Here is a 26,810-nt window from a genome sequence, read left to right as displayed (position 1 = left end):
AGGGAGCGCAACGGTCCGGCGACCCTGGCGTTCCGCGGCGGCCGGAGTCCTCGATCGGCTGTGCGGAGGGGCACCTTTCGCCACTCGGTGCCTGCCTCGCATCGTTCGGGCCATACGCACATCAGGAGGCGCGCCGCCGTCGCACCGATCGGAACACCGTCCTGGCGACGGATTGCAAGGTCTGGAACCTGCGGGCCGTCCTGCGCGGTTGACCCGTCTCGTTCGTCGGGTCTGCACTGGCGAATGCGCCACCTCGGCGTGCAAGCAGGATCCCACGCGCCATGATCGACCTGTATGCCTGGAACACGCCCAACGGACGCAAGATCAGCGTGGCGTTGGAGGAGATGTCCCTGGCCTACCGGGTCAAGCCGGTGGACATCACCCAGGGGCAGCAGCACGAACCCGACTTCCTCGCCATCAGTCCGAACAACCGCATCCCGGCGATCGTGGACCCCGAGGGGCCGGATGGCGCGCCCATCTCGGTCTTCGAATCCGGGGCCATCCTTCTGTATCTCGCGGAGAAGACGGGCCACTTCCTTCCGGAGGATCGGCGGCTTCGCGTCGCGGTGCTCGAATGGCTGATGTGGCAGATGGGCGGCTTCGGGCCGATGCCCGGTCAGGTCCACCATTTCCTCAACGTGGCCGAGAAGGACCGTGCCTACGGGCTCGCGCGCTATCTGGCCGAGACGCGGCGACTCTACGGTGTGCTTGATCGCCGTCTCGCTCAGGTCGAGTATGTGGCGGGTCCGCTGTCCGTCGCGGACTTTGCGATTCTCGGCTGGGCGTGGCGGCACGAACGCCATCAGGTGGATCTGGCCGATTACCCGCACGTCGCGCGCTGGTATCGCACGCTGATGGATCGACCGGCTGTTCAGCGAGGCTTTGCCGTGGCCCTGGACTGAGCGAGGATCCGGTGACCGGCGGGACGATCATCAACGAACCGCCGGCGCGGGCCGCCGACGCGGGGCCGGAGCTTCAAATCTGCCGTCAAACAGCGCGGGCCGCGCTGACGGGCGTTGACTCGGACGCCGCAAGCCGTTCAAAACCCTTTCCGACGCGGGCGTAGTTCAGTGGTAGAACGTCAGCTTCCCAAGCTGAATGTCGTCGGTTCGATCCCGATCGCCCGCTCCATACAACCGTCTGCAGACACTGATTTTTGTCGTTGCACCAACGGCCGAGGTGATCACCAGGGTGGTCCCGGCCGTGCTGAGAACATAGCGTTTTATCCGCGTCATGACCTCGGATCCTCCGCAGCCGAGCGAGGTGGGCTGCGATTGTAGGCGGATAAGGTCAGAGGCCGCTTCGAGCGAGCTAACTCCTGCCGAGAGTGGACGAGTCCGATGATCGGGCCGTCCATGCAGCAAGTGGACAGGCCGCTTCGCGCCAATGTCGTAAAACATTCGCGGTTGGCCTGGATCGAGGGAACGGCTTCAGCGGCCGGCCGGCCGCGCAGCGACGCGCAGATAGGTGGAGATGATCTTGCCGCCCGCGCGAACCGTGCCACCGAGGGACCCGGCCACCTTCGAGGTGCCGCCCAGGCGGCGGCGATAGGGCACCGGAACCTCGAGGATACGCAGGCCTGCCCGGGCGGCCTGCATCTGCATCTCGATGTTCCAGCCATAGGTCGGCTCGCGCAGGCGGAGGCGGTCGAGAGCCGATCGGTCGATGGCGCGGAAGGCGCACATGTCGGTATAGCGGACGCCGTAGCGCAGACCGATGCCGAGCCCGGCGAGCCGACCCGCCAGCACCTGATGCCACAGCATCGAACCGGGCTCCCGCGTCCCGCGGGTGCGCGAGGCAAGGACGAAGTCGTACGATCCCGCGAGCACCGGGCCTGCGATGTCCCCAATCAGGTCTCCGCGGTCGGCACCGTCGCCGTCGAGGTAGACGATGACGCGGCTGTCCGCTTTGGCGGCGGCGGCACCCGCCGCACAGGCTCGCCCGTAACCGCGCCCGGCATCGATGACACGGGCGCCGGCGTATCGTGCCGCGTCCTGCGTCCCGTCGGCAGAGCCGCCGTCGGATACGATGACGTCGCCCGCATAGACCGCGGGCAGCTCCCGGATCGCCGCGGCGATCGTCGCCACCTCGTTCAGCGTCGGGATCACGACGCTGACCGGGTATATCGTGGCCGCCGGCATCGATCCCGTTGCCACCCTAGAGGCTCCACCGCAGGCCGCAGTTCTGGCACGGGGCCGGCGGCGCGTCGGAGAGGAGCGCGGTGCGGAAGTCGCGGTAGGCGGTCCCGTTCCAGATCTGCCGGAGCGTCGCCTGCGTCGCGTCGCCCAGCGTATAGTTGGAATAGCCGCGCACCGAGAACGGCGCGATGCAGCAGGGCAGCGCCCGTCCGTGGGCGGTGAAGTACATCAGCGACCAGGGCCGGCGACACGTCGCCCAGGCGCGATCCTCCTGCCGCTTGAGGCTGAGCCCCGGCTCGGTCGCGCCCGAGGCGTCCAGCGTCACGCCGAGCGCCCGCCCGATCGCCTCGGCCTCGGTGATCGCCGCGGCCTCGGCGGCCTGCGTGCTCTCGAAGAGCGACAGGTCGGCTCGGGCCATGCCGTACCCGGCCTCGTCGAAGACGAGGCGCTGCAAATGCACCTCGGTCACGCCCATCTCGGCCGCCAGTCGCACGAAGGCCGGGAGCTGGTCCACGGTCTCCTTGAGACCCGTGAGCCAGAGCGAGACGCGGGGCGTCGTGGCACCGATCGCGTTCTGGAACGCGACGAACTTGCCGACGTCGCGCACGATCCGGTCGAAGAAGTCCTTGCCGCGCACCCTGCGGTACGAGGCCCGGTCGGCGGCGTCGAGGGAGACGCGCAGCTCGTCGAGCCCGGTGTCGATCAGCGCCCGGAAGCGCCTCGGCTGCATCAGGGTGCCGTTGGTGTTGAACAGGACGTAGGTGCCGCGGTCCTTCAGATAGCGGACCATCCGCGGAAGGTCCCTGACGAGCATCGGCTCGCCCACTCCGTGGAGCACGACCCGGGCGACATTCGGCACTTGGTCGACGATCCGGGTGAACAGCGCCCAGCTCATGTCGGCCGGCGGCTCCAGGGTCTCGAAGGTGCGCGGGCAGGTCTCGCACAGCAGGTTGCAGCGGTTCGTGACCTCCAGATAGAGGCAAACGGGGAGCGCCTCGGCGGTCTCGGTGCGGCGGGCGTCGACCGCCTCGAAGTAGCGGCGCGGGTCCGTCGGGGCGGCCGAAGCGGTCATCGGGCAGCTCCGTGCACGGGGATCGGGACGGTGCGGCGGCTCCGCCAGGATGCGCCGGCCGCCAGAAGGAGCGCCGGGACGAATACCAGCGCCGGCCAGAGGAAGCGGTCGTTGAACGGGTCGATCAGGAACAGGATCGGTGCCGAGCCCATCCAGATGATCGCCGGGATCGGCGCCACCACCGCGGGGAGGCTGATCCACGGGCAATACCAAGCATAGTGCGGACTCGCCGCGCAGGTGGTGAGGGCGGCGAGCAGGGCCGTGTCCCGGCAGAGCGTGACGGCGTCGGGGGCGGCCTGCCGATCCCTTCGGAACGCGATGCCGAGCGCGAGTGTGGCGAGGCCCACGGCCGCGAACGCGAGATAAGGCAGCCGCAGCGATGCGGGTGGCACACCGAGATGTCCGAGGCCGGCGAGCAGCCAGTAGCCGATGCCGGTGTCGTAGCCCTCCTCAGCGCCGTAGCCGGCGAAGAAGCTGAACACGTCGTGGCCGGCGCCAAGATAGGGGAGATACAGGAGCGCGATCACCGCGAGGCCCGCCAGCGCCGGCCCGAGCAATGTCCCGCCGCGCACGAAGGCGGGCGCCACAGCGATCGGCAGCACCTTCACGAGCGTCGCGGCGGCCAGGGCCGCCCCCGCGAGGGTGTCGCGATGTCGGGCGCGCAGCCACAGGGCGAGGCCGAGCAGCCCGATGCCGACGGCATCGACGTGCCCGTCGCACGCGAAGGACCACAGGGCCAGCGGATTCCAGGCATAGATGAGGATCCGCTCCGGGGGCAGGCCGGCGATCCGCAGCACGCCGAGCAGGGCCAGCACGCCGAGCGCCTCGAAGGCCAGCATCGCGAGCTTCATCGCCACGACCGTGTCGGAGATCCGGCCCACCGCCGCGAACACGACCTGCGCGGCGGGGGGATAGATGGTCCGAGCATAGTCCCGCCGGTTGATCAGGGGATAGACCGCCGCGTCGCGCAGGGGCGCCAGCGCCGGATCGGCGGGAATGAAGCGGTAGGGGTTGGTCCCGGCGGCCTGCACGCGGCCATCCCAGACGTAGCGGTAGATGTCGCTCGACAGGAACGGCGGCGCCGGCAGCAGCGCGGCCCGCATCGCCGCGGCGAGGCCGAGCACGAGCCACAGGGCCCGGCCCGGCAGGCGCTCCCGCAGGATCAGCCGCACGGCCAGGACATAGGGGATGAGCCCGGCCGCCACGACGGCGACGAACAGGTTGGCGCGCGTCGCGGAGCCGACCGTGTCCGCGCCGGGCACATGGATCGCCAGCGCGCCGATCTCGATCGTCGCGAGGGCGAAGCCCAGCCACGCGAGCCGCTGCGCAGGCGGCGCCAGCCCCCGGTTCACGCGGACGCGTCCGCAAGGGGCGCAGCGACGTCGAGCGCCGCGAGGGTGGCGCGTGTCTCGGGCGCGGGATAGCCGTCGCGCCCGGCGACGAGGCGCGCCAGGGCGGTCGCGTCGTCCACGTCGTACCAGGGATCGAGCTCGACGAGCTCGAGTCCGGCTTCCCGCACCCGCGCGCGGGTGGTGGCCGCGACCGTGTCGCTGCTCCAGGCGATCTCGGCGAAGGGGCGCGCATGGGCGCGCTTCAGGCCGAGAAGGTAATAGCCGCCATCCTCGCAGGCGCCCAGGACGGCCCTGTCGCCCGGCGCCAGGAGGATATCGGCCGCCGCCGTCAGGATCCGGGTCGGAAGGGTCGGCGTGTCCGAGGACAGGACACAGGCCGCCGCATGGCCGCGCGCGAGCAGCGCCGCGATCGCCTGGAACAGGCAGCGACCGAAGCCCTCCACGCCCGCGGGCACCGGAATGTGCCCGTCGGCCAGCAGCAGCGCGGTTCCCTGGGCGAGGTGGGGCGTGATCTGCGTCTCCGTGCCTGTCGGCGCATAGGCGGCGTAGGCGACGATCGGCGCGTTCGCGCAGGCGGCGCGCAGGCTCTCGGTCGTGTCGCGCAGGAACGCCGCGCTGAGCCGGGCCGCCTGGTCCGGCGTGAGCGGCGGGCACAGGCGCGTCTTCGACCGGCCGCTCTGCGGGGCCTTCGCCATGACCGCGATGGCGCAGGTCGACGCCGCGTCGGTGGCGCGCATGTCTGCCCCGCCGGACCGCGTCACGTCGCCAGCCGGATGAAGGCGCCGGTCACGCCATCCGTCATGTCGGGCGGATGGCTCCGGCGGAGCGTCGCGTCGAGGCCGAGACTGCGCCCGGCCGCCAGAAGGGCGAACAACCCCATCAACAGCATGAGGAAGACGTACGCCCAGGGCCATTCCTGGGTGTTGCGGTAGAGCCCGAGCCAGAGCTGCGCCACGAACAGCACGCCCACCGTGCCCGCCAGACGCACGCCGAGCCCGAGGATCATCGAGGCTGCGAAGGCGAACTCCGTTACCAGCACCACGACGTTCAGGATCAGGAAATTCGGGGCCGGCAGAGCCAGCGCCGCGATCAGATCCGCGTGGACCGCGAAGGCCGCGTCCTTGGTCTCGAGGCCGGTCCAGTAATGCAGGCCGTTCCCGGTCGATATGGGAAGCTTCCAGAACAGGTTCTGGAACCACATCAGGCCGACGAGGAACCGGGCCACGAACAGCCCGAGGTCGCGGCCGGTGCGCTGCGCAGGGTCCGCCGCCCAGGCGTAGGCGGCGGCGAGGAGGCCGCCGAGCACGAGGGCCGCCAGCAGCGCCATCGCGACCCAGCGCCACGGCCCCAAGGCGACCTGATCACCCTGCGTCGCCGCCAGGAAAGCCAAGGTATCCGAGATGGGATCAGTGCGCATGCGTCGCCTCGGCGATCCGGGGCGGCCGGTCTCGCTGTTTCGGGAGAGACCCAAAGCCCGCCGCGACACCATTCGCGCCGCACGGGCCGTGGTTACGGGCACAGGATAGCGTAGGTTGCGTCGGTGACATCAGTCATCGCGCCGGAATCGGAGTGACCATCCTGTCACCGGGATGGCCCTTCGCGCGAATGGTCAGGTGGCGCCGGGCCGGCGACCCGCCTGCGGACGCCTTCGAGGGGTTGAGAGATGAGCGACGAGTCGAGTGCCCTCGCGGGAGCGGACCGCGGCTTTTCTCTGGGCCTCGGCCTGACGAACGAGTGCAACCTCGCCTGCGCCTTCTGCTACCGCGATGAGGGCCGGGTCGATCGCCTCGCGCCCGAGCAGGTGCGCGCCGTGCTCGACCGGCTGCCCGTGCGCTCGGTCAACCTCGGTACCGGCGAGAACGGCATGCACCCGCGCTTCGCGGAGGTGCTCGCCCTTCTGGCGGACGAGCCGATCAAGCTCACCATCACGTCGAACGGCCACTCGATCGCGGTGATCGGCGACGCGCAGGTCCGGGCGTTCGCCGATGTGGAGCTCTCGATCGATTACCCGACCCGCGAAGAGCAGGACGGGCAGCGCGGCGCCGGCAATTGGGACCTCGTGATGGAGCAGGCGGCGCGCTGCCGCCGGCTCGGCGTCGGCGTGACCTTCATCGCTGTGATGATGCGCTCCAACTTCGATCGCCTGCACGAGATCGCGCGGATCGCGGCCCGTTTCGACGCGCCCCTGCGGATCAATGTCTATCAGGCCGTCCGGACGGACGCCTTCGCCCTCACCTATGAGGAGTACTGGACCGGATTCGAGCGCCTCTTCGCGGAGACCGACGCGATCGCGGTCGGCGAGCCGCTGGTGCGGGCCATGGCGGGCTTGCCCGCCCGCAGGGGCGGCTGCGGCACCGGCACCGTGCGGGTCACGCCGCGCGGCACGGTCAAGCCCTGCGTGTATTGGGACGGGACCGGGCAGAGCCTCGAAGCCCTGGTCTCGGCGGGCGCGGCGATCGTCGAGACCGAGCCTTTCGTCGCGGCGCGATCGCTGCCCGCGCCCTGCAGCGGCTGCGCCCACGAAGCCGCCTGCCACGGGGGCTGCGCCGGTCGGCGGCGCCTGATGGGCCGGCTCGACGCGCCGGATCCCTATTGCCCTGTCATGCGCGGCGAGAACCGCCCGCTCACCGTGCGGATGGCCGCCGCCCGGGACCTCCCGAAGCTCGAGAGTGCCTGCACCACGATCGTCCAGGCACGCAGCGCGCCTTGACGCGTTCCGGAGGAGGCGCTCAGCGCCCGTCGGCGGCGGTCGCGCCGCATCATGCCGCCGCGATCGAGCGTATTGACCTGACCGGTATTTCGAACCGGGCCGGCTGTGAGGCTACCGCATCGGAGAGCGCCCATCGTGGGTCTGAGCCTGCACCAAGTCGAAGCGTCAGACGTGGTTGCGATGGAACGGTCGCAACCGCACACACGAACCGTGCTTCAGCCAGAGGCGGCTGCGGCATCTATGTCGGCTGGGAACCGTCAGCCCATCGCGACGCCGGATGCTCTCCTCTGAGGGTCTCGAAGATCAGGCCCGATCCGTGCCGGCTTGCCAGTCGACTGCCTGCAGCGAAGCGATGACGGTCTGTGGCGGCCCCTTCCCGGCGCGCAGCGGCATGGACGGGGATCCAGGCGGCTCGGCTTGAGGGGTGCCCTCGTCGGTGCGTGCGTTCGACCGAAGGGCCTCGCCTACGGTGGCATGCCTGCGTTTATCTCGTCCCGTCGGATCCACTCGACCAACAGCACGTAGCCGGTTGCCAGCAGGACCGGCCCGACGAAGAGACCGAGAAGGCCGTGAGCGATCAGGCCGCCTATGACGCCGGTCAAAATGACCGGCATGGGCACTTGCATGCCGCGTCCGAGCAGGAACGGTTTGAGGATGTTGTCGCTGAGCCCGGCACCGATGGTCCAGGCGAGGAAGATGACCGCCGGTCGTGTCGCTTCCGTCGCGAAGACATAGGCGATGATCGGCAGGGTCAGGAGAAGTGCCGGCACCTGCACGATGCAGAGGAAAAACGTCGCGAGCGTCAAAAGACCAGCGGCTGGAAGTCCGACGGCAAAGAAACCCGCGCCGAGCAGCAACGCCTGGATCACCGCGACGCCGACGATGCCCAGCGCGACGCTGCGGATCGTCGCGACGATCAAGGCTGCGAGCTGAGAACCTCGCGCCTCGTTACCGGTGGTGCGGGACAGGAATGTCCGCGAGAACTTGGCTGCACTCTCGCCATACGCGATGACCACGGCCGCAATCGCGAACGAGAGAACGAAAGAGATTTCGCTGGTCGCCAAGCCCCGCACGGCCGAGAGAAGCCAGGCCACGGGTCTCTTGAGCATTGAACCGTATCGCGCGAGAGCCAGAGGTGCGTTGGCGGCAGCGAGCGCCCATGCTTCTGCCAATCTCGGACCGACGAGCGGTGCGCGGGCGACCCAGTTCGGGGGCGGCGGCAGGGCCAGCGTCTGATTCTGAACGTCCGACAGGAACGTGTAGATCGTCGATCCGGCCGACGTCACCACCGCGATCGTGGGAACGGTGATGATGGTCCCACCGACGAACCCGATCAGCAGGGCTGACCAACGGTCGCCGATCCGGCTGAGCAGGCGCGCATGCAGCGGATATAGCATGACGGACAGGATCGCTGACCAGATCAGGACTTCGTGCAGCGGAAAGATGATGCGGCCACATGCATAGACCAGCGCTGCCGCCAGTCCGATCCGGATCGCGGCTTCGACCACCGTGGCCCGTGCGTCTTCGCGATCACGGCCGGGCACACGCGAGTCCCTGTCGTCCTGCCCGATGATGCGGCCCGGTGGGGCGCCGGAATTCCGCTCGACGAGCACGGGGTGAGGAGTCTCGAACATAGCTGTCCAGGCCGAGTATGTCGGTCGGCTTCAGCGACAACGGCAGGAGACCTCAGCCGGCGATCGAGGGGGCGTGCTCAGATCAGCTTCCGACCTTGTTCCCGCGCGAGCGTAGCCACGATCCCTATCATCGAACCACGGACGAGATCGTCTTTGCGCTAGCTCAACATCTCGCGCGCGACAGGCCCTTCACCAGATTTCATCAGTCGATCGGCAGCGACGGGAACTCTGATGTGTCCCGTTCGATCAAGCGTAAGTTCTCAGAACCGGAAAAATTGCGGTCCGCAGCCTCACGAGGAGACCGAGGCTTGGCCATGAACCGCTTGCTCACGCTCTCGCTGGCTGCCCTTCTGACCGCCGGCCTCGGCCCGTCGGTTCGCGGCGAGGGTGAGCCGAACGCGGCCTTGGCGGTCGGAACCGTCACGGCGCAGCTCAAGGCCTTGGACAAGGCGCTGGACTTCGTCGGTCGGGTCGAGGCGGTGGGTCGCGTCGAGGTCCGCGCCCGTGTCACCGGCTATCTCGAGGCCGTCCTGTTCAAGGAGGGGGATCCGGTCAAGGCGGGAACCCCCCTCTATCGGATCGAGCGTGACCTGTTCGTGGCCGCCGTCAGGCAGGCCGAAGGCGCCCTGGAGCGCGGTAAGGCGGCCCAGGCTCTGGCCGCCATTCAGTTGCAGAGGGCGCAGGAGCTGCTCGACCGCAATTCGGGGACCGTCGTGGCCCGCGACCAGGCACGCGCCTCCCTCGATCAGGCGAAGGGCGCCGTCACGGGCGACGAGGCCAACCTCCAGACCGCCCGCATCAATCTCGGCTACACAGACATCGCCGCCCCCATCGCCGGCCAGATCGGCCGCACGAGCGTGACGAAGGGCAACGTTGTCGGACCCGACAGCGGCGTGCTGACCACGATCGTCAGTCAGGACCCGATCTACGTCACCTTCCCGGTGAGCCAGCGCGAATTCCTGGGCTACCAACAGGGCGCGAAGAGCCCGGACCGCAGCAAGGTCGGGGTCCGGATCCGATTCCAGGACGGCTCGGACTACGGCCAGCTGGGCCGGGTCGACTTCGTCAACATCAGCGTCGACCGCACGACCGACACGGTCCTGGTCCGCGCCGTCATGCCGAACCCGGCGGGTGCCTTGCGCGACGGGCAGCTGGTCCGGGTCGCGCTGCAGATCGGCAAGCCTGACCAGAAGGTCGTGGTTCCGCAAGCCGCGCTCATCGCCGATCAGGGCGGCGTCTACGTCTTCGTTGTCGAGGACGGGCGGGCCGTGATCCGGCGGGTCAAGCCCGGTGCCGGCGGCACCGGCCCGGATGCGGTCATCGACGACGGCCTATCGGGTGGGGAACTCGTCATCGTGGACGGCTTGCAGCGCGTGCGCCCCGGGATCGCCGTGCAGGCGAACCCGATCGCCCAGCCAGCCAGCGGAATCTGAGACCATGTTCTCGGCGATCTTCGTCGACCGGCCGCGCCTCTCGGTGGTCATTGCGATCGTCACGTCGATCGCCGGAGCGCTGGCGCTCTACACCATCCCGGTCGCGCAGTACCCCGATATCGTGCCGCCCCAGGTTTCGGTCACGACGACCTATCCCGGGGCCTCCGCCGCGGTGGTGGAATCCACGGTCGCCCAGCCGATCGAGTCGCAGGTCGTGGGCGTCGACAAGATGATCTACATGAAGAGCGTCAGCGGCAACGACGGCAGCTACACGCTCACCGGATCGTTCGAGCTGGGCACCGATCCGGACATCAACGCCGTCAACGTCAACAACCGGGTCCAGATCGCCCTCGCCAAGCTGCCCGAAGACGTGCGCAAGCAGGGCGTCACGGTCAAGAAGAAATCCTCCGCGCTGCTCGGCGTGCTGGCGGTCTACTCGCCCCAGGCCATGCAGGACCCGCTGTTCATCTCGAACTACGTCACGATCAACCTGCTCGACCGGATCAAGAGCACGCCCGGCGTCGGCGACGCGACGCTGTGGGGGCCGCAGGATTACGCGATGCGGGCCTGGGTGCGGACCGACCAGCTCACCGGCCTCAACCTCACCACGGGTGACGTCATCGGGGCGCTGCGGGCGCAGAACGTGCAGGCGCCGGTGGGGCGGATCGGCGCCCGGCCGATCTCCGACGAGCAGCAGCTCCAGCTGAGCATCCAGACGCAGGGGCGCCTGAACTCCGCGGAGCAGTTCCGCGACGTCATCCTGCGCACCAACCCGGACGGATCCGTGCTGCGGCTCGGCGACGTCGCCCGGGTCGAACTCGGCGCCGCCAACCTTGACCGGGAGACGCGTCTGAACGGTAGCCCGGCCACCGTCATCGCGATCTACCAGTCGCCCGGGGCGAACGCTCTGGCGACCCTGAAGGAGGTCGAGCGGCGGGTCGGGGCGCTCGCGAAGGCCTTCCCCGAGGGGCTCGCCTGGAAGGTGACCTATGACCCGACCGCCTTCATCACCGAGACGGTCCACGAGGTCCGGAAGACCCTCGTCGAGGCCTTCGTGCTGGTCGTGGTGGTGGTATTCCTGTTCCTCGGCAGCCTGCGCGCGACGCTGATTCCGACGCTGGCCGTGCCCGTCAGCCTGATCGGGACCTTCATCGCCCTGAAGGCGGTGGGCTACTCGGCGAACTCCGTCTCGCTGCTCGCCCTGGTGCTCGCCATCGGGATCGTGGTCGACGACGCCATCGTGGTCGTCGAGAACGTCGAGCGCGTGATGGAGGAACACCCGGAGCTGTCGCCCCGGGAGGCCACCAAGCGGGCGATGAGCGAGATCACGGCGCCGATCATCGCGATCACCCTGGTCCTGCTCTCGGTCTTCGTGCCGGTCGCCTTCGTGCCCGGGATCTCGGGCGAGCTGTTCCGGCAATTCGCGGTCGCCGTCGCCGTCGCGATGCTGATCTCGGCGCTGAACGCGCTGACCCTGTCGCCGGCTCTGTGCGGCGTGCTGCTGCGACCGCATCAGGGCCCCCGCCGCGGTATCATGGGCGCCATCATGCGGGCGATCGACTGGGTGCGCGACGGCTACGGTGCGGTCGTGGCGCGGATCGTCCGCCTCTCCGTCATCGGCCTCGTGCTCGCCGGCGCGGCCGCCTACGGCGCGGTCCAGCTCGCCAGGACGACGCCCACGGGCTTCCTGCCGGAGGACGATCAGGGCGCCTTCTTCGTCGTGGTGCAGCTCCCCGAAGGCGCCGCGGTCGGGCGGACCTCCGAGGTGGTCGCCAAGGCCGAGGAGATCCTGCGGCAGGAGCACGTGGTCGCCGACACGACATCGGTGATCGGTCTCAATTTCATCGACAACTACTCGCAGGGCAACGCCGCCTTCCTGGTCGTGACCCTCAAGCCCTTCGAGGACCGCACCGGCGCCGGGGACGGAGCCGCGGCCGTCATCGCGCGGCTCGGCCGGCGATTCCGGGAGACCCCGGGCGGGACCGTGGTTCCTCTGGCACCGCCGCCGATCATCGGCCTCGGCACGGGCGGCGGCTTCGCCTACGTCCTGGAGGATCTGCGCGGCGGCGATCCGAAGGACCTCGCCCAGGTCGTGCGCGGGCTGATCGTGGCGGCGAACGAGGAACCGAAGCTCAACCGCGTCTTCAGCACCTTCTCGGCCACGAACCCGTCGGTGTTCCTCGATATCGACCGCGACAAGGTCCAGATCCTCGGCGTGCCCCTGGACAACGTGTTTCAGGCGCTGCAGGCCTCCCTCGGCGGCTACTACGTCAACGATATCAACCTGTTCGGCCGTACCTGGCAGGTTCAGGTTCAAGCCGAGGCGGCCGATCGGGCGCGGATCGACGACATCTACCGCATCAACGTGCGCAACAAGGACGGCGAGATGGTGCCGCTGCGCTCGCTGGCGGAGGCGCGGATCGTGGTCGGGCCACCCGCGCTGATCCGCTACAACAACCTGCGGGCGGTCACCGTGCAGGGCTCTCCGGCGCCCGGAGTCTCGTCGGGTCAGGCGCTCGCCACCGTGGAGGCGGTCGCGGGCAAGACCTTGCCGGCGGGGTTCGCGGGCGAGTGGACCGATACGGCGTTCCAGGAGAAGCGGGCCGAGGGCAAGACCGCGATCATCCTCGGATTCGCGATCCTGTTCGCGTTCCTGTTCCTGGTCGGCCTCTACGAGAGCTGGACGATCCCCGTGCCGGTGCTGCTGTCGGTCACCGTCGGGATCCTGGGCGCCTACGCGGCGATGGTCTGGGGCGGCCTGACCCTCGATCTCTACGCCCAGATCGGCATGGTGGTGCTGATCGGTCTGGCCGCCAAGAACGGCATCCTGATCGTCGAATTCGCCAAGGAGCAGCGCGAGCGGGGCGTACCGCTCCACGAGGCGGCGACCGAGGGCGCGCGCCTGCGCTTCCGGCCGGTGATGATGACCTCCTTCGCCTTCATCCTCGGCCTGTTTCCGCTCGTCATCGCCGTCGGCGCCTCGCAACTCGCCCGGCGCAACGTGGGGACGCCCGTCTTCGGCGGCATGATCGCCGCGTCGTTCCTCGGCATCTTCGTGATCCCGCCCCTCTACGTGCTGTTCCAGAGCCTGCGCGAGCGGGCCTGGAGCCTCGTGGGCGGGAAAGGCCACCGACACGAGCCAGCAGAGTCAGCAGAGCCGGTCGGGACGCAGGAGCACATGCCGGCCGAATGACCGCGTGCGGTCGTGCCGGGCAGGATGGGGAGGCCCAGCCATGATGGACGAGGCGACGCAGGTCCGGGAATTCGCACAGGACAACGAAGCCGCCGACGACGGGCAGGCGCATCCCAAGCTCAAGCGCAAGGCGTACGAGCGGGAATTGAGTGCGTTGCAGGTGCAACTCTGTCACCTGCAGGATTGGGTCCGGAAGACCGGGGCGCGCATCATCGTGGTCTTCGAGGGTCGCGATGCCGCCGGCAAGGGCGGCACGATCAAGGCCCTCACCGAGCGGGTGAGCCCAAGGGTTTTCCGCGTCACTGCGCTGCCGGCACCCTCCGACCGGCAGAAGACCCAGATCTTCGTGCAGCGCTACATCGAGCACTTCCCGGCGGCCGGCGAGATCGTGGTCTTCGACCGGAGCTGGTACAACCGCGCGGGCGTCGAGCATGTGATGGGCTTTTGCAGCGCAGCGGAACGCCGCCGCTTCCTCGAACTCTGTCCGCAGATCGAGCGCTTCATCGTCGGCGGCGGAACGCAGCTGATCAAGTTCTGGCTCGAAGTGGGCAGGAAGGAGCAGAAGCGCCGCTTCCTGGCCCGGATCGATGACCCTCTCCGGCAGTGGAAGCTCAGCCCGATGGACCTCGAGTCCTACAGTCGCTGGTACGACTACTCAATTGCGCGCGACGAGATGCTCGCCGCGACCGATATCGACGAGGCCCGATGGCACATCGTCCGCTCGGACGACAAGCGGCGGGCCCGGCTCAACTGCATCGCCCATCTGCTTCACCTGATTCCCTACAAGGAGGTGAAGCGCGAGGCCGTGACCTTGCCGAAGCGCATCAAGGACAGGGCCTATGACGACGCCCTCAACGCGGGGCACTTCGTTCCAGAGCGATACTGAAAGGGCAACGGCGAGCACCCGCGCGAAGGTCGGTCCGTCAAAGTTCAAGCCCGGCCTTGAACTCTTCGAGGCGGGCGATCGAGACTTCGAATCCGGCCCGTGTCGCCTCATCGCGGGTGGCGTCCCGCTGCGTCTGGAGCTGCAGGATCTCCGCGTCGATCTGATCGCCGGTCAGTTCCTCGACGGCGAGGACCCGCTCGGCGAGGATCGTCACCCGCTTGGCCGTGACCTCCGCCAGGGCCCCCCGCACGAAGGCCCGGCGGCCGGTTCCGGCGGCATCGATCGCGAACACGATGCCGGGGTGCAGCGCCGTCACGAGGTGCTGGTGGCCGGGCATGACCGTCATGTCACCCTCGACGCCCGGAAGGACGACGGAGCGGACCTCGCCCGCGAAGACGACCCGCTCGGGAGAGATCAGTTCGGCGAAAAGGTCAGTCATCGTGCTGCGCTCCGTCGCGCGCGGGCACGCCGGCACAGGGGCCGGTGCGCGTCACGCCATGATGCTGAGGCCGCCGTCCACGTACACGGTCATGCCCGTCAGGTGGGCGGCGTAGGGGGTCGTCAGGTAGGCCGCGGTGAGGCCGACATCGTCGATGTCGACGAGTTCGCCGATCGGTGCGCGCTGCACGGCCTCCGCCAGCAGAACGTCGAAATCCTTGAGGCCCGACGCCGCCCGCGTCTTGAGAGGGCCGGGCGAGACCGCGTGGACTCGGATCGCTTGGCCGCCCAGCTCGTAGGCGAGGTACCGGACCGCGCTCTCCAGAGCCGCCTTCACGGGACCCATCAGGTTGTAGTTCGGGACGACCTTCGTGGCGCCGTGGTAGCTCATGGTGAGGAGCGTGCCGCCGTCCCGCATCAGGGGTGCGGCGAGCCGCGCCATGCGGATGAAGGAGTGGCAGGACACGTCCATGGCGATCTTGAAGCCCTCGGACGAACTGTCGACGAGCCGGCCCTGAAGATCCTCCCTCGGCGCGAAAGCGATCGAATGCAGGGCGATGTCGAGGCTGCCCCAGGTCTCGGTCAGCTGGTGGAATACGGATTCAAGATCCCCTTCCCTCTGGACATCGCAGGGGACCAGGACCGAGGCCCCGAGCTCCCGCGCCAGAGGCTCCACGAAGGGCTTCGCCCGCTCGTTCAGGTAGGTCAGAGCCAGCTCCGCTCCGAGTTGGCGGAAGACCCTGGCACAGCCAAACGCGATGGAGTGCGCGTTCGCGACGCCGAGCACGAGGGCGCGCTTGCCGGCCAGCGCGTTGCCGTCAGGGATCCGGGTCATCGGCGCGCCCTCTGCGACCGGTCCGGGCGGGTGCGGCGCCCGGGCACCTGCGGTGCGGCGCCAGCCGCGGCGGCCTGTACGGGAAGGGGCTCCCGCGCCAGCAAACGCCGGAACTCGGGCATCAGCGCCTTTTGCCCGCCGTCGAAGTTCATGTGCTCCGCGAGCCGCTCTAGGATCTCCAGGAGCCGTCGACGGTCCTCCGCCGTCCGCACGAGTGTCGGCAGAGTCGCGAGGGCGCGTTCGGGCTCGTGCTGGACGATGTAGGATTGCTGCCGAACGATTCGCCGCGCCGCCTCGGCCGGCCGCCCGAGGAGGCCGATCTCCCGGCCGACGAGTTCGCGGATGCGCTTGGCGGTCGAGAGCCGCTTCTCGCGGCTTCCGCGGCGGGCAATCAGCAAGCCTGCCCGGACCGCGGCTTCGACCAGTCCACCCTCCTCGATCCGGACGAGCGCCTCCGCGACGGCCGAGGGTTTGCCCGCCGCCTCAGAAACGGCAGGCGCGCCCGGTTCGGCAGGCACCGCGAGGCTCGCCGGGCCGTAGACCGCGTAGAACGTGTTCTCCACCGCGGCGTCGCGCAAGTGCTGATACAGGTCCCAGACGGCCGAGATGCCGGCCGCCGCGAGCCGCTCAGTGGCGACGCTCGGACCGGTTTCGTCGCGGGGCGCCCGATGAGCCCGCGTGAACTCCGCCCACCCCTTCACCGGCGCCAGCCAGGGATTCAGGTCCGAGATCGCCCAACGCCGCGCCCGGAGCGGGTGAAGCGCGCGGGCGACCCGTGCCGCCTCCGGCGACACGAGGGCTGCGAGCAGCGGATGCGCGAACGTCTCGTGGAGCGCGGCATTCAGCTGCGAAACCCGCTCCACGGCGCCGAACGGGATCTCGTCCCGCCGGGCGTATTTCTGCAGCGCCTGCAGGTCTTCGACCCGCCGCTCCGCCAGCACCACATCGTATTGGGCCGCTCCGCCCGCGCGCGTCTCCTCGATCCGCATCCCGTAGAGGCCCGGCGGCAGGTGCTCGATATATTCGAGCAGGTCGACGATCTGGGCGTGCTCGCGCCGCGCGACGGCCGCCGAGACGAAGATGCCGAGATGCCCGACGCTCTCGTGCATCAGCCCCACGATCACCTGGCCGCTCGCCTTGAGGTCCTCCGTGGTCGGGTAGAGGTCGGCGATCCAGTTGAAGGCCTGCTGCGGCGGCGTGATGTTGTCGCCGAGCGACGCGAACAGGATGATCGGCGCGCGGATCGCGCGGAGGTCGAAGGCCTTGCCCTCGGCCCACTCGGCGCGGCCCGCGGCGAGGCGGTTGCCGACGAACAGGTTGTCGACGATCCAGCGGATCTCGTCCCGGTTCATGAGGAAGTAGCCGCCCCACCAGCGCTCGAAATCGAGGTAGCGCCCCGGTTCGGTGTCGATCTTGGAATAGAGCGTGTAGTTCTTTCCGAAGAACGTGTTGGCCGGGTTCAGGTATTCGAAGTTGTCGACGAGGTGGGCCCCGTCGAATTTGCCACCGCCCAGATCGCTCGCGAGCAGTGCCGTCCAGCTTCCGCCGAGCATGCCGCCCGCGTAGCGCATCGGGTTCTCGGCGTCGTTGCCGGCCCAGTACGACATCGGGGCGCCGTTCACCACGATAGGACCTGCGCCATCGGAGTCGAGCGCGCCGACCAGCATGGCGGCCCAGCCGCCCTGGCAATTGCCGACGATGACCGGCTTGCCTCGGGTGGCATGCCGCGACCGCACGATGCGCACGAACTCGGCTTCCGCCCGCGCGACATCGGCAAGGGTCTGCCCATCGACCGGGTCGGGAAAGAAGATGACCACGTAGACGGGATGCCCCGCCCTGAGCGCTACCCCGACCTCGGATTCGGCCTTGAAGCCCCCGATCCCGGGCCCGTGGCCGGCCCGAGGATCGATGATCACGAAGGGCCGCTTGTCGGGATCGGTGTGCGTGCCCGGCGGCGGCGCGATGCGCGCGAGCGCGTAGTTGACCGGGCGCTCGAATGTCCGGCCGTCGGCCACGACCTCCCAATCGAAGGCCAGCAGGGGCGGCTTGCCGGCCTTCTCATGGTCCAGCCACCCGTTGCCGCGCTGCCGGAGCGTGTCCCAGAACAGCAGCGACCGCTGGGGGAAGTCGGTCCAGTACCGCGCGGCGTCGCTCCAGGCCTGAAGCGGCGTGAGCGGCCGAGTGGCGTCGAGCCATGTCTGGGCCGCCCGACCCATCGTGTCGAAGTAGCTCTGCGCGGCGGCCGCGCAGCGGCCCTGGTAAACATCCGCAATGTGTCTCTGGAGGGCGAAGAGACTGGGAAGTGACGCGTGTCCCCTCGCGGAAGTGGAGGCCTGTGTCCGCTCTTCGGTCATGATTGCCGTCCCGAGCCGTCCTGGACATCACACGTGGAGCTTTTCCCAAGTGAGAAAGAAGCCCACGTCACCCGGCATGCCGTCCGGCCAGTCGACGATCATCGCCGCCAGGCCGTAACCGAGGGGCTGCAACCGCTCGCGCCAGAACTCGTAAGCTTGACGTGGCCGGCCGGTCAGGGTCTCGGACCAGTCAGCCTCCGTGTTGTTGATCGCCCGTCCGCCGTCGCTGCACATCGCGTTCGGAAAGCGCATCACCAGCAGCTCGTTCTTGCCCTGCTCGGCCGCGATCCTCAGCTTGTGCAGAAGCGGCCGCGTGATCTCCTGCACCCGCTCGGGCGTGAGTTCGATGGTTTTGGACAGGGTCTTGATCAGTTCATCTCGCGCCTTGCTCGCCTGATCCTCGGCCTTCATGTCCTTCATGGCTTTGGCGGCCTTCAACTTGGCCGTGTACGCGCCGAGTTCAGCGGCCGACATGAAGGTTTCGTCGGCGAGTTCGAGATCGGTCGGCGGCCTCGTTTTCAACGCTTCCATGGCGATCTCCCGTTGCTCGTAGGGTCGGCCGCGGCCGGCTGCTTTCGTGCTGGGCCAGCACCGCGCGCGTGCCGCGCGCGATCATCAGTTCCTCGTCGGTCGGGATGACCCAGGCGGACGGCCCGGAGCCGCGGGTCACGCGCGGGCCGCCGGACGCATTGGCCGCCTCGTCGAGGGTGAACCCCGCCCAGGCGGCACCCCGCAGGACCTCGGCGCGGGTGGCGGCGTCGTTCTCGCCGATCCCCGCCGTGAAGATGAGGGCGTCGATGCCGCCCAGCGCCGCCACTAGGGAGCCGAGTTCCCGTCCGATCCGGTAGACGAACAGGTCGATGGCGCGGCGGGCATCGGGGTCGGTCACCGCGACGCTGCGCAGCGTGCGCATGTCGTTCGAGATTCCCGAGACGCCAAGCAGCCCCGACTGGGTGTAGAGCATGCGCTCCGCCTCGTCCGGGCCGAGCTTCATCTCGCGCAGCATGTAGAACACGACGCCGGCATCGAGGCTGCCGCAGCGCGTGCCCATGGGCAGCCCGTCGAGGGCGGAGAAGCCCATCGTGGTCGCGACGCTGGCGCCGCGGTTCAGGGCACACAGGCTGGCGCCGCTGCCGAGATGCGCGACGATCACGCGTCCTGCGGCCAGGGCCGGGTCGTACTCCGCCAGCACCGAGGCGATGTAGGCGTAGGACAGGCCGTGGAAGCCGTAGCGCCACACGCCGCGCTCGATCATCGCGTGCGGCACGGCGAAGAGCCGGGCGATCTCCGGCTGGCCGGCATGGAAGGCCGTGTCGAAGCAGGCGATCTGGGGCAGGTCGGGGAGGCGCCGCTGCAGGATCCGGATCGGTTCGAGGTTGTGCGGCTGGTGAAGGGGGGCGAGCGGAACCAGCCGCTCGAGGGCTTCCAGGACCTGGGTGTCCACCCGTACGGGCTCGGAATAGGTCGTGCCGCCGTGGACGATCCGATGTCCTGCGGCGATCAGCCGAAAGCCACCGCTTTGCTCGCCGAGCCACGCCGACACGTGCAGCAGCGCTTCCTCGTGGCCGAACGCCCCCCCGCGATCGAACCTCGCCTCGGCGACCACCGAGCCGGTGCCGTCCCGGATGATCAGATGGGCGGACCCGCCGAGGCCTTCGAAGAGGCCCCTGAAGAGGCGGCGCGGGCCCGCTGCATCGTCGGACGCGAAGACCTGGAACTTGAGGCTCGACGAGCCCGCGTTCAGCACGAGCAGGACCGGGGTCATCGGCTAGACCTCGGGCAGCAGACGCACGGTCCGCTGCGCGGCTGCGAACAGGGCGGCGACCGCGCAGGAGGCGAGCCGCGTCACGCGGGAATCGGCCCGGCTCGTCAGGATGATCGGGACCCGGGCCCCGAGCACGATGCCGGCGGCATCGGCGCCGGCCAGGAAGGTCAGGCTCTTGGCCAGCATGTTGCCGGCTTCGAGATTGGGAACGACGAGGATGTTGGCTTGGCCGGCTACGGGTGAACGGATCTTCTTGATCCGGGCCGCTCCGAGGTCGATGGCGTTGTCGAGGGCGAGCGGCCCGTCCAGCAAGGCTCCCGTGATCTGCTCCCGGTCGGCCATCTTGCAGAGGGCGGCGGCATCGAGCGTCGAGGGCACCTTCGGGTTGACGGTCTCCACGGCCGAGACGATGGCGACCCGAACCCTCTCGACGCCCAGAGCGTGCGCGAGATCGATGGCATTCTGCGTGATGTCGCGTTTCTCCGCGAGCGTTGGCGCGATGTTGATGGCGGCGTCGGTCACGATGAGGGGCGTCGCATGCCCCGGCACATCCATGACGAAGCAGTGGCTGATGCGGCGGGCGGTGCGCAGACCGCTGTCCGGGCGGACCACGGCGGCCATGAGTTCGTCGGTGTGGAGGCTGCCCTTCATCAGAGCCTCGGCCTCGCCGGCACGTACGAGGGCGACGGCCCTGGCGGCGGCGTCGTGGCTGTGCGCGGCTTCCACGCTGCGATGCGCCCTGGTGTCCGCGCCGAGCGCAGCCGCGGCCGCGTGGATCTTGCCCGGCGGCCCCACCAGGATGGGCTCGATGAGCCCCAGTGAAGCGGCTTCGAGGGCGGCCCCGAGCGAGGCCTCATCGCAAGGGTGAGCAACCGCCACCCGCAGCTTCGGCAGCGCCTTGGCGGCAGCGATCAGCCGGTCGTACTTGTCGTGGCGGCGCGTTTCCACCGATGGCCGCTCGGAAGCCAAGGTCGGCACCATCATTCCTCCTGGCGCAACGCACACGTACGCCGCCGCGGCCGATGGCCTGTTGAGCGAGATCAAGTGGTCAAGCACCACCACCGCGAAGACGCCCCGCAGTGTATGGCTGCCGAGGCTGGATGCTTGATCGGCTGAGACAGCTTAGCGGGCCTGCCGTATCAGGAATTTTATCCAAGTCGCTCTAGCGAGATCGAACTGATCACGGGCGTCCGTCGTCAGATATTTTGAGACGGTTTGTGTTTTTCAGCCACGGAGGCGGTGCTGGCGGTCGGTCGAGCGATCTGCGGTGTGATGCTGCCGGCGCCACACTCGCGCCGGCGCGAAGACGGTCGTCGCCGTTGTCGGCGTGCAGCTTGTTTGGGCTGGGCTGCGGGCGGCGATGCCAGCCTACGGCTGTCGTTGCAGTTGGCCCCGGGGTTTGGGTCAGGCCGATGGTTCGACAGCCTCATCAGGAGGGGCGTGCCGTTGGCGACCACGACGCGATGGCGCTTCGTCCACGGCGTGCCCCGATCCGCCGGGTTCGGCCCTGACGCAGATCACCTTTTTTCGCCAGCATCACGCGATGCAGGACGGCCCTGACACGGGCTGCCTGCCACGTGCCGAGCCGCCGCCAACTCGTCTTGCCGCTGCAGCCCGGCTCAGAACGCGGCCGGTGCTTCCAGTGCAGGCCCGTGTGCCGCACAAGAATGATCCCCGCCAGCGCCGGTCGGTCTGGGGCGCGCGGTTGGCTGCCTTTCGACTTCTCAAGCTCGGCTGATGCGGCTCGATCCCCACCCGGAGGTCGTCGGAAGCGAACGCGTCTCCGCCCGCCCGACGCGCTCAGGGCGGCGTTATTCGGCGTTCGTTAAGCCTTCGGTAACGATTGCCACTCAGACTTGCCGCCTTCAGCCCAACAATGGGCTGCCAATCCACGCCCGTCCTATGTGCTCACCGAAGCTCGCCGGGCGGGCGTGGATGTCCAGTTCTTGCACCATGCGGGGGTCGAGGCCTTCCTCCCTCCACGGACGCGCCGTTTCGTCCATCAAGCGACGTGATCGGGCGTAGAGGAATCCAGAAAAATTTGAACCGTTTCATCGAGAGCTGCATTGCGTGCGGTCGGCTCCGGTCGACCTCCACGCCCGTAGACTGGTGTGCCCCTCAAGCTGCTAGCGCGGGCGTGGATGCCAAGATCTGGTCTGGCAGAACGGCAGCCGTTTTCGCGTTTCAAAAGCCGGGCCGTCGCGCGTTCGGAAGGCTTCTAGACGAAACTCTCCGTCACCCAATCGGGTCTCAGCCCGCGATGCGCCCCGGTCTGCGCGGTTCCAAACCCGTGATTATTGAATTTTGAAGCGTTCGCGAGCTGAAATACTTATCGAAGCTGCCGGCTGATACGTCACGCTCGTGGCAGTCGGCCTCGGCGGTTTGGCGCCGATTGGCATTCCTTTCGGTTCGATCGTCGCATAGTATCCAGGAAAGACAGACGGGTCCTTCACCCGTCGTTACCGCAGCGCTCCCTGACGGCGGATCCGCATAACGGTCTCTCGCGGCTCTCTATAGTTTATAGTCGCAGCAAAGCCGGCTCCCAGTGCTGTCGGACGCGCGCAGGCCTGGACTTTCGAGCCCTCCGGTCTCGTCGTCGCGGGTCTGCTCCAAGGCTTCCCGGTGTCGAACCGAGCGCAGCAGGTCGGGACAGTCGGAAGCGACGGGGCTGGAAAAAACTTGCAGGGCGGTGCGTGCGGCGCCGCGAATGCAGGCGTTCATGGCCGATCTCCGACGATGCGGAGAGCCTCGGTCGCGCGGGCCCCCGCCGCAGCCTCATGGATGCAAGCAACCGATGGGGTTTCCGCTCCTCCGTGGATTGGAGTCCGACGCCTCGGCCTCGGCGTCCGCGGCGAAGCGCACCTCGCTCCGCTCCAGCTCGACCGTCGGCGATGCGATCCGGCGGCTGATGCTCGTCTCGGACATGGAGGCCGCGTCGGCGTTACTCCGTTCGCTGAGGTGGACGGGCGCAATCTCGCGCATCCGGCTCGCCCGAAGGCATTGACCACCAACGCGCAATATCAGCCGGCTGACCTTGACGCGTCTGTCTCGTGCCCGAAGCTTCATGCCGGTAAGCGGGGGGCGGCATTTCGGCTATCAATTCAACAGTCTCAACAGTCGAAGCCTATCAGAAAAGCAACGTTTCGCATCAGCGCCATCGCGGGGTTGTCATTTGTCGTGCTTCGCCCCTTGCAGCATGATTGTCAGAGCCGCCGCGCGATCGATCGGATGCTCGAATGAGCCGAGGACCGGTCAAGCCACGGGCATGCCACCCTCATGGGGGTTAAGCTCATGATCGGATACGTGACCCTCGGAACGAAAGATCTGAAGCGAGCGGCTCAGTTTTATGACGCCCTGGCTCATGAGTTGGGTGCCGGTCGCACCATGGAGAGCGACGACTTCATTGCCTGGGGGGAGAGCGGCGGGGGAGCAGGCATCTGCTTGACCAAACCTTTCGACGGCAATCCGGCCACGGTCGGCAATGGCGTGATGGTTGCGCTTGGCGCCAAGGATCGCGAGCAAGTGGCCCGATTGCACAGGCTGGCGCTCGATCTTGGCGGCAGCAGCGAGGGCGGGCCGGGGGTGCGCGGCAACTACTACGTGGCCTACTTCCGTGACCTCGATGGCAACAAGCTCAACGCCTTCGTTACGCGGTGGCAGCGCGACAACGATCCCTTGAATAAGTAGCTGACGCCGTCTCTTGAGCGTCGAACCTTGCCGGCAGCAACGGTACCCTTCGTGGTGCTCCACGGATCGCCGCCCTGGGACGCCTTGATACGACGATCCGTGAGCGCCTGCGCGACACCACCGGCGGAAGCGATGGCGGTGGCGCGGATCGCGGCGCTGGTTCGGGCGAGGTCGGTCGAGGGGGCATCCAGCTTAACCTTCACGGCGGCCGTGCCGGCGGCTTCGGATGGCACCGACCGCGCTCCGCGCCTCGGCTTCTTGCAGGCTTTGGCGGCTGCTTGGACGGTCTTGCTGCGGGCATTGATGAGGCCAGCCTCCGGCTCAGAAGGGCACCTTTCCGTTGAGGATGCACTTGCCGTCGGACCCCTCGGTCTGCCGCAGATCTCAGAACCGCGCCGCAACGCCGCTTTTCAGAGGGCGGGACAGGAAGTTGAAGGAGCGCGTCAGCCGCTCGATCTTCGCCACAAGCAGGCGGCACCGGTGCGCTCGAACGGCATCAAGCGCCGTACCCAGCCGAGGGCAGTGGTCGCTACCGTCTTTCGACGTCCCGATGCTCGACGACGATCCGCCACTTCCCACCGTTCAGGCGGCAGGTATGGGCTCGCGCTGCAACCCCAGGCCGAGACCGCAGCGGCCCTGCTGAACGGCGCTGACCGTCACCGAGGACACCGACGCGCCCTGGGTCACTGAGCACGAACGTGTCATCGGGTTCGAGGGCCGAGTCGCGGGTTTGTCCATTGCAATCGCGGGTGCGAGCGTCCTTCATCTTGCCATCGAATTTCGTGACGGTTCGATCCGGTCTGTGCCTGCTCTATGAGGCATGAGACGAGCGGGCGCGGCTCGGATCGCTGACTATCGGCGCAACGCGGTCATGGATTGCGCTCGTGGCGCGCCGAGGTCAGGCCGTGTAGCGTCCGGCGTGCGATCGGCCCCGACGCAGGTGAGGCGCAGCATGGATGTCGGCCCATCGTCGCCGGTCGAGTCCGATCCGGCCATCAGGGCATTTCTCGAACAGTCTGGATTGGTGAAGCCCGGCGAAGCAGCGCAACTCGTGCCTCTGACAGGCGGGGTTGCGTCGGACATCTTCCGGGTAGAGCTTGGCGACTGCAGGTTTGTCGTGAAGAGGGCTCTGGCTCGCCTGCGCGTCGAACAGGAATGGAACGCTCCGGTCTCGCGAAATGCCAGCGAGGTGGGCTGGTTCATCGAGGCGCAGCGCGCCGTCTCGAACGCCGTTCCGAAGATCCTCGCGCACGACCCCGCCGCGGGCGTGTTCGCAATGACCTATCTCGACCCTGCGACTTATCCGATCTGGAAGAACGAGCTCCGCGACGGCCGGATCAGCCAGGCATTCGCCGCGGCGGTCGGCCAAGCCATTGTCGCCGTTCACCAGGCGACCGCTCGATCGGCGGACGTCGCGCGCCGCTTCCGAAACGATGAGACGTTCCACGCCATCCGCCTGGAACCTTACCTTGAGGCGACGGCGCGACGACACAACGACCTCGCGGAAGAGCTGTACGCGCTGTCCCGCGAAGCGATCCAGCGCAAGCTGGCTCTGGTGCACGGGGACGTCAGTCCGAAGAACATTCTGGCCGGTCCAGCCGGACCGGTCCTCCTCGACGCCGAATGCGCCTGGTACGGCGAACCCGCCTTCGACTTGGCCTTCTGCCTCAATCACCTCCTCCTCAAGTGCGTCTGGAAGCGGCAGCACGCGACGCGGTACCTCGCCTGTTTCGATGCCCTTTCAGCGGCCTATCTCTCCGGTGTGCAGTGGGAGCGGCCCGAGGATCTGGAGGCGCGTGCAGCGCGGCTCCTGCCGGCACTCCTTCTTGGCCGCGTCGATGGCAAGTCGCCCGTCGAGTACATCACAACGGAAGCCGATCGCGAGCGGGTCAGGCAGGTGGCCCGTCGCCTGATCGCGCGCTGTCCGCGGGGCTGTGTCCCCTGGCGTGGTGTAGCTTCGGCGTGGCCACCACGATCACCGGCCGGGGCCGGATTGATCAGGCTGCCAGGGTCGGCAGGCTGACGAGGGGATCATCGCCGATCGGGGCGATGCTTTCCAGGGTGATGTAGCGGGAGCGCTGGACGGCCCACTCGTCGTTCTGTTCCAGCAGGATCGCGCCGACGAGGCGTGTGATGGCCGCCTCGTTGGGGAAGATGCCGACCACCTCGGTCCGGCGCTTGATCTCGCCGTTGAGGCGTTCAAGCGGGTTCGTGGAGTGCAGCTTGACCCGATGCTGGGTGGGGAAGCCCATGTAGGCCAGCACGTCCGGCTCAGCCTCGTCCATCAGGGCGGCGAGCTTGGGGACCTTCGGCCGGAGCTGATCAGCCACGCGCCGCCACTGCTGACGGGCCGCCTCGGCATCGTCCTGGGCAAATGCCGTGGCGATGAAGGCGGAGACGACACGCCGCCCGCTGCGTCCGGCATGGGCGAGCACGTTGCGCATGAAGTGGACGCGGCAACGCTGCCAGGTCGCGTTCATCACCTTGGCCACTGACGCCTTGATGCCCTCGTGGGCGTCCGAGATGACCAGCTTGACCCCGCGCAGGCCGCGGCGCGCCAGCTTGCGGAGAAAGTCCGTCCAGAACGTCTCGGCCTCGGACGGGCCGACATCCATGCCGAGCACCTCGCGACGGCCGTCACCGTTGACGCCCACCGCCACGATTACGGCGACAGAGACGATACGGCCGTCCTGGCGCACCTTCACGTAGGTCGCATCGATCCAGAGGTAGGGCCACTCGCCCTCGATGGGCCGGGCGAGGAACGCGCCCACGCGCTCGTCGATTTCCTGGCAGAGCCGGCTGACCTGGCTCTTCGACACGCCTGTGCCGCCCATCGCTTGGACGAGGTCATCAACCGATCGGGTCGAGATGCCCTGGATGTAGGCCTCCTGGATCACAGCCGTGAGCGCCTTCTCGGCCATGCGTCGCGGCTCCAGGAAGCCCGGAAAGTAGCTGCCCTTGCGCAGCTTCGGAATGCGCAGCTCGACCGTGCCGGCCCGCGTCTGCCAATCCCGGTCACGGTAGCCGTTGCGCTGGACCAGCCGCTCGGCGCTCTTCTCGCCGTGCGCCGCGCCGGTCAGGCCACCGACCTCCAGCTCCATTAGCCGCTCGGCCGCAAAGCCGATCATCTCGCGCAGCAGATCGGCGTCGGCGCTCTTCTCCATCAGCCCGCGCAGGGCCATCATCTCGTCGGTCATCGGGGGTCTCTCGGGTTCGAGGTTGGTGCTCGCAACCCGACCCTACCCGGCAACCGCCGATGACCACCCCGCGAGAGATCCCGCCTGCTACAGCGCTGTGAAGGGCGCGCAGGCGG

The 26,810-nt window shown here is 68.3% G+C and carries 20 protein-coding genes, 1 tRNA gene and 2 pseudogenes; 8 read left to right on the top strand and 15 right to left on the bottom strand.

Going from position 1 to position 26,810, the window contains the following annotated elements; translation table 11 throughout:
• Window positions 1-281: 281 nt before the first annotated feature.
• A complete protein-coding gene (locus ACLBX9_RS21395) occupies window positions 282-902 on the top strand; it encodes a glutathione S-transferase family protein (RefSeq protein WP_447720349.1) in 621 nt (206 codons plus the stop codon).
• A 154-nt stretch (window positions 903-1,056) separates the two neighbouring features.
• A tRNA-Gly gene (locus tag ACLBX9_RS21390) sits at window positions 1,057-1,131 on the top strand.
• Between the two features lie 299 nt (window positions 1,132-1,430).
• Here the strand turns inward: ACLBX9_RS21390 and ACLBX9_RS21385 are convergent.
• Genes ACLBX9_RS21385 through ACLBX9_RS21365 form a run of 5 tightly spaced genes read right to left on the bottom strand, consistent with a single transcriptional unit; the run spans window position 1,431 to window position 5,979 of the window.
• Entirely contained in the window at window positions 1,431-2,141 is a 711-nt protein-coding gene (locus ACLBX9_RS21385) for a glycosyltransferase family 2 protein (protein WP_447720621.1), read from the bottom strand.
• Between the two features lie 16 nt (window positions 2,142-2,157).
• Window positions 2,158-3,210 carry a radical SAM/SPASM domain-containing protein gene (locus tag ACLBX9_RS21380; protein ID WP_447720348.1) on the bottom strand — a complete coding sequence of 351 codons (1,053 nt, stop codon included), beginning with the start codon at window positions 3,208-3,210 and terminating at the stop codon, window positions 2,158-2,160.
• Complete coding sequence (locus ACLBX9_RS21375) at window positions 3,207-4,562, bottom strand: glycosyltransferase 87 family protein (protein ID WP_447720347.1); 1,356 nt, start codon at window positions 4,560-4,562, stop codon at window positions 3,207-3,209. The genes ACLBX9_RS21380 and ACLBX9_RS21375 overlap by 4 nt, the downstream gene beginning before the upstream one ends.
• Entirely contained in the window at window positions 4,559-5,299 is a 741-nt protein-coding gene (locus ACLBX9_RS21370) for a TIGR04282 family arsenosugar biosynthesis glycosyltransferase (protein ID WP_447720346.1), read from the bottom strand. The genes ACLBX9_RS21375 and ACLBX9_RS21370 overlap by 4 nt, the downstream gene beginning before the upstream one ends.
• Window positions 5,300-5,319: 20 nt before the next feature.
• The gene (locus ACLBX9_RS21365; RefSeq protein ID WP_010682356.1) at window positions 5,320-5,979 is read right to left on the bottom strand and encodes a hypothetical protein; all 660 of its coding nucleotides are present in this window, start codon (window positions 5,977-5,979) and stop codon (window positions 5,320-5,322) included.
• A gap of 246 nt (window positions 5,980-6,225) precedes the next feature.
• On the opposite strand from ACLBX9_RS21365, the gene ACLBX9_RS21360 reads away from it, so the two are divergent.
• Window positions 6,226-7,272 (top strand): radical SAM/SPASM domain-containing protein, encoded by a 1,047-nt coding sequence (locus tag ACLBX9_RS21360; protein WP_447720345.1) that lies wholly within the window; start codon window positions 6,226-6,228, stop codon window positions 7,270-7,272.
• 168 nt (window positions 7,273-7,440) lie between these two features.
• On the opposite strand, the pseudogene ACLBX9_RS21355 reads toward ACLBX9_RS21360, so the two are convergent.
• Both ACLBX9_RS21355 and ACLBX9_RS21350 read right to left on the bottom strand, forming a co-directional pair.
• Window positions 7,441-7,629: pseudogene (locus ACLBX9_RS21355) on the bottom strand (hypothetical protein); the annotation flags it as partial.
• Between the two features lie 107 nt (window positions 7,630-7,736).
• Window positions 7,737-8,906 carry an AI-2E family transporter gene (locus tag ACLBX9_RS21350; protein ID WP_447720344.1) on the bottom strand — a complete coding sequence of 390 codons (1,170 nt, stop codon included), beginning with the start codon at window positions 8,904-8,906 and terminating at the stop codon, window positions 7,737-7,739.
• A 314-nt stretch (window positions 8,907-9,220) separates the two neighbouring features.
• Here ACLBX9_RS21350 and ACLBX9_RS21345 point away from each other — a divergent pair, with 314 nt between their 5' ends.
• From ACLBX9_RS21345 to ppk2, 3 genes are read left to right on the top strand one after another with little or no spacing between them, the layout of a single operon-like run.
• Entirely contained in the window at window positions 9,221-10,339 is a 1,119-nt protein-coding gene (locus tag ACLBX9_RS21345) for an efflux RND transporter periplasmic adaptor subunit (protein ID WP_447720343.1), read from the top strand.
• 4 nt (window positions 10,340-10,343) lie between these two features.
• Window positions 10,344-13,532, top strand: coding sequence for an efflux RND transporter permease subunit (locus ACLBX9_RS21340; protein WP_447720342.1), 3,189 nt, complete (start codon window positions 10,344-10,346; stop codon window positions 13,530-13,532).
• A gap of 43 nt (window positions 13,533-13,575) precedes the next feature.
• Complete coding sequence (gene ppk2 / locus ACLBX9_RS21335; RefSeq protein ID WP_447720620.1) at window positions 13,576-14,418, top strand: polyphosphate kinase 2; 843 nt, start codon at window positions 13,576-13,578, stop codon at window positions 14,416-14,418.
• Between the two features lie 37 nt (window positions 14,419-14,455).
• On the opposite strand, the gene atpC is transcribed toward ppk2, so the two are convergent.
• From atpC to ACLBX9_RS21300, 7 genes and pseudogenes are all read right to left on the bottom strand, one after another.
• Window positions 14,456-14,857, bottom strand: a complete 402-nt coding sequence (gene atpC / locus ACLBX9_RS21330; RefSeq protein ID WP_447720341.1) for an ATP synthase F1 subunit epsilon — start codon at window positions 14,855-14,857, stop codon at window positions 14,456-14,458.
• 51 nt (window positions 14,858-14,908) lie between these two features.
• A complete protein-coding gene (fabI, locus tag ACLBX9_RS21325) occupies window positions 14,909-15,691 on the bottom strand; it encodes an enoyl-ACP reductase FabI (protein ID WP_447720340.1) in 783 nt (260 codons plus the stop codon).
• Window positions 15,688-18,045, bottom strand: a complete 2,358-nt coding sequence (locus ACLBX9_RS21320; protein ID WP_447720339.1) for a DUF3141 domain-containing protein — start codon at window positions 18,043-18,045, stop codon at window positions 15,688-15,690. Before ACLBX9_RS21320 ends, fabI begins: the two co-directional genes overlap by 4 nt.
• Before the next feature lie 27 nt (window positions 18,046-18,072).
• Window positions 18,073-18,576 carry a hypothetical protein gene (locus ACLBX9_RS21315; protein WP_039892265.1) on the bottom strand — a complete coding sequence of 168 codons (504 nt, stop codon included), beginning with the start codon at window positions 18,574-18,576 and terminating at the stop codon, window positions 18,073-18,075.
• Window positions 18,506-19,810: an acetate/propionate family kinase gene (locus ACLBX9_RS21310; protein ID WP_447720338.1), complete on the bottom strand. Its 1,305-nt coding sequence runs from the start codon at window positions 19,808-19,810 to the stop codon at window positions 18,506-18,508. Before ACLBX9_RS21310 ends, ACLBX9_RS21315 begins: the two co-directional genes overlap by 71 nt.
• Window positions 19,811-19,813: 3 nt before the next feature.
• Window positions 19,814-20,791, bottom strand: coding sequence for a phosphate acetyltransferase (locus ACLBX9_RS21305; protein WP_447720337.1), 978 nt, complete (start codon window positions 20,789-20,791; stop codon window positions 19,814-19,816).
• Between the two features lie 272 nt (window positions 20,792-21,063).
• Window positions 21,064-21,565 (bottom strand): annotated as a pseudogene (locus ACLBX9_RS21300) (transposase); the annotation flags it as partial.
• 1,536 nt (window positions 21,566-23,101) lie between these two features.
• Between ACLBX9_RS21300 and ACLBX9_RS21295 the strand changes: the two are divergent.
• Window positions 23,102-23,497 (top strand): VOC family protein, encoded by a 396-nt coding sequence (locus tag ACLBX9_RS21295; protein WP_447720336.1) that lies wholly within the window; start codon window positions 23,102-23,104, stop codon window positions 23,495-23,497.
• A gap of 952 nt (window positions 23,498-24,449) precedes the next feature.
• Window positions 24,450-25,520 (top strand): phosphotransferase, encoded by a 1,071-nt coding sequence (locus ACLBX9_RS21290; protein ID WP_447720335.1) that lies wholly within the window; start codon window positions 24,450-24,452, stop codon window positions 25,518-25,520.
• Here the strand turns inward: ACLBX9_RS21290 and ACLBX9_RS21285 are convergent.
• Window positions 25,495-26,694, bottom strand: coding sequence for an IS256 family transposase (locus tag ACLBX9_RS21285; RefSeq protein ID WP_042675019.1), 1,200 nt, complete (start codon window positions 26,692-26,694; stop codon window positions 25,495-25,497). The genes ACLBX9_RS21290 and ACLBX9_RS21285 overlap by 26 nt on opposite strands.
• Between the last annotated feature and the right edge of the window lie 116 nt (window positions 26,695-26,810).

Source organism: Methylobacterium sp. A49B, from assembly GCF_053346215.1.
Note: the sequence above shows the minus strand (reverse complement) of the source record. Positions and strands in the feature narration are given on the sequence as shown.

What these genes read in the sequence shown, in the direction of transcription:
- ACLBX9_RS21395 (WP_447720349.1), top strand. Translation starts at nt 282, where the DNA reads ATGATCGACCTGTATGCCTGGAACACGCCCAACGGACGCAAGATCAGC.
- ACLBX9_RS21385 (WP_447720621.1), bottom strand. Translation starts at nt 2,141, where the DNA reads ATGCCGGCGGCCACGATATACCCGGTCAGCGTCGTGATCCCGACGCTG.
- ACLBX9_RS21380 (WP_447720348.1), bottom strand. Translation starts at nt 3,210, where the DNA reads ATGACCGCTTCGGCCGCCCCGACGGACCCGCGCCGCTACTTCGAGGCG.
- ACLBX9_RS21370 (WP_447720346.1), bottom strand. Translation starts at nt 5,299, where the DNA reads ATGCGCGCCACCGACGCGGCGTCGACCTGCGCCATCGCGGTCATGGCG.
- ACLBX9_RS21365 (WP_010682356.1), bottom strand. Translation starts at nt 5,979, where the DNA reads ATGCGCACTGATCCCATCTCGGATACCTTGGCTTTCCTGGCGGCGACG.
- ACLBX9_RS21360 (WP_447720345.1), top strand. Translation starts at nt 6,226, where the DNA reads ATGAGCGACGAGTCGAGTGCCCTCGCGGGAGCGGACCGCGGCTTTTCT.
- ACLBX9_RS21350 (WP_447720344.1), bottom strand. Translation starts at nt 8,906, where the DNA reads ATGTTCGAGACTCCTCACCCCGTGCTCGTCGAGCGGAATTCCGGCGCC.
- ACLBX9_RS21345 (WP_447720343.1), top strand. Translation starts at nt 9,221, where the DNA reads ATGAACCGCTTGCTCACGCTCTCGCTGGCTGCCCTTCTGACCGCCGGC.
- ACLBX9_RS21340 (WP_447720342.1), top strand. Translation starts at nt 10,344, where the DNA reads ATGTTCTCGGCGATCTTCGTCGACCGGCCGCGCCTCTCGGTGGTCATT.
- ppk2 (WP_447720620.1), top strand. Translation starts at nt 13,576, where the DNA reads ATGGACGAGGCGACGCAGGTCCGGGAATTCGCACAGGACAACGAAGCC.
- atpC (WP_447720341.1), bottom strand. Translation starts at nt 14,857, where the DNA reads ATGACTGACCTTTTCGCCGAACTGATCTCTCCCGAGCGGGTCGTCTTC.
- fabI (WP_447720340.1), bottom strand. Translation starts at nt 15,691, where the DNA reads ATGACCCGGATCCCTGACGGCAACGCGCTGGCCGGCAAGCGCGCCCTC.
- ACLBX9_RS21320 (WP_447720339.1), bottom strand. Translation starts at nt 18,045, where the DNA reads ATGACCGAAGAGCGGACACAGGCCTCCACTTCCGCGAGGGGACACGCG.
- ACLBX9_RS21315 (WP_039892265.1), bottom strand. Translation starts at nt 18,576, where the DNA reads ATGGAAGCGTTGAAAACGAGGCCGCCGACCGATCTCGAACTCGCCGAC.
- ACLBX9_RS21310 (WP_447720338.1), bottom strand. Translation starts at nt 19,810, where the DNA reads ATGACCCCGGTCCTGCTCGTGCTGAACGCGGGCTCGTCGAGCCTCAAG.
- ACLBX9_RS21305 (WP_447720337.1), bottom strand. Translation starts at nt 20,791, where the DNA reads ATGGTGCCGACCTTGGCTTCCGAGCGGCCATCGGTGGAAACGCGCCGC.
- ACLBX9_RS21295 (WP_447720336.1), top strand. Translation starts at nt 23,102, where the DNA reads ATGATCGGATACGTGACCCTCGGAACGAAAGATCTGAAGCGAGCGGCT.
- ACLBX9_RS21290 (WP_447720335.1), top strand. Translation starts at nt 24,450, where the DNA reads ATGGATGTCGGCCCATCGTCGCCGGTCGAGTCCGATCCGGCCATCAGG.
- ACLBX9_RS21285 (WP_042675019.1), bottom strand. Translation starts at nt 26,694, where the DNA reads ATGACCGACGAGATGATGGCCCTGCGCGGGCTGATGGAGAAGAGCGCC.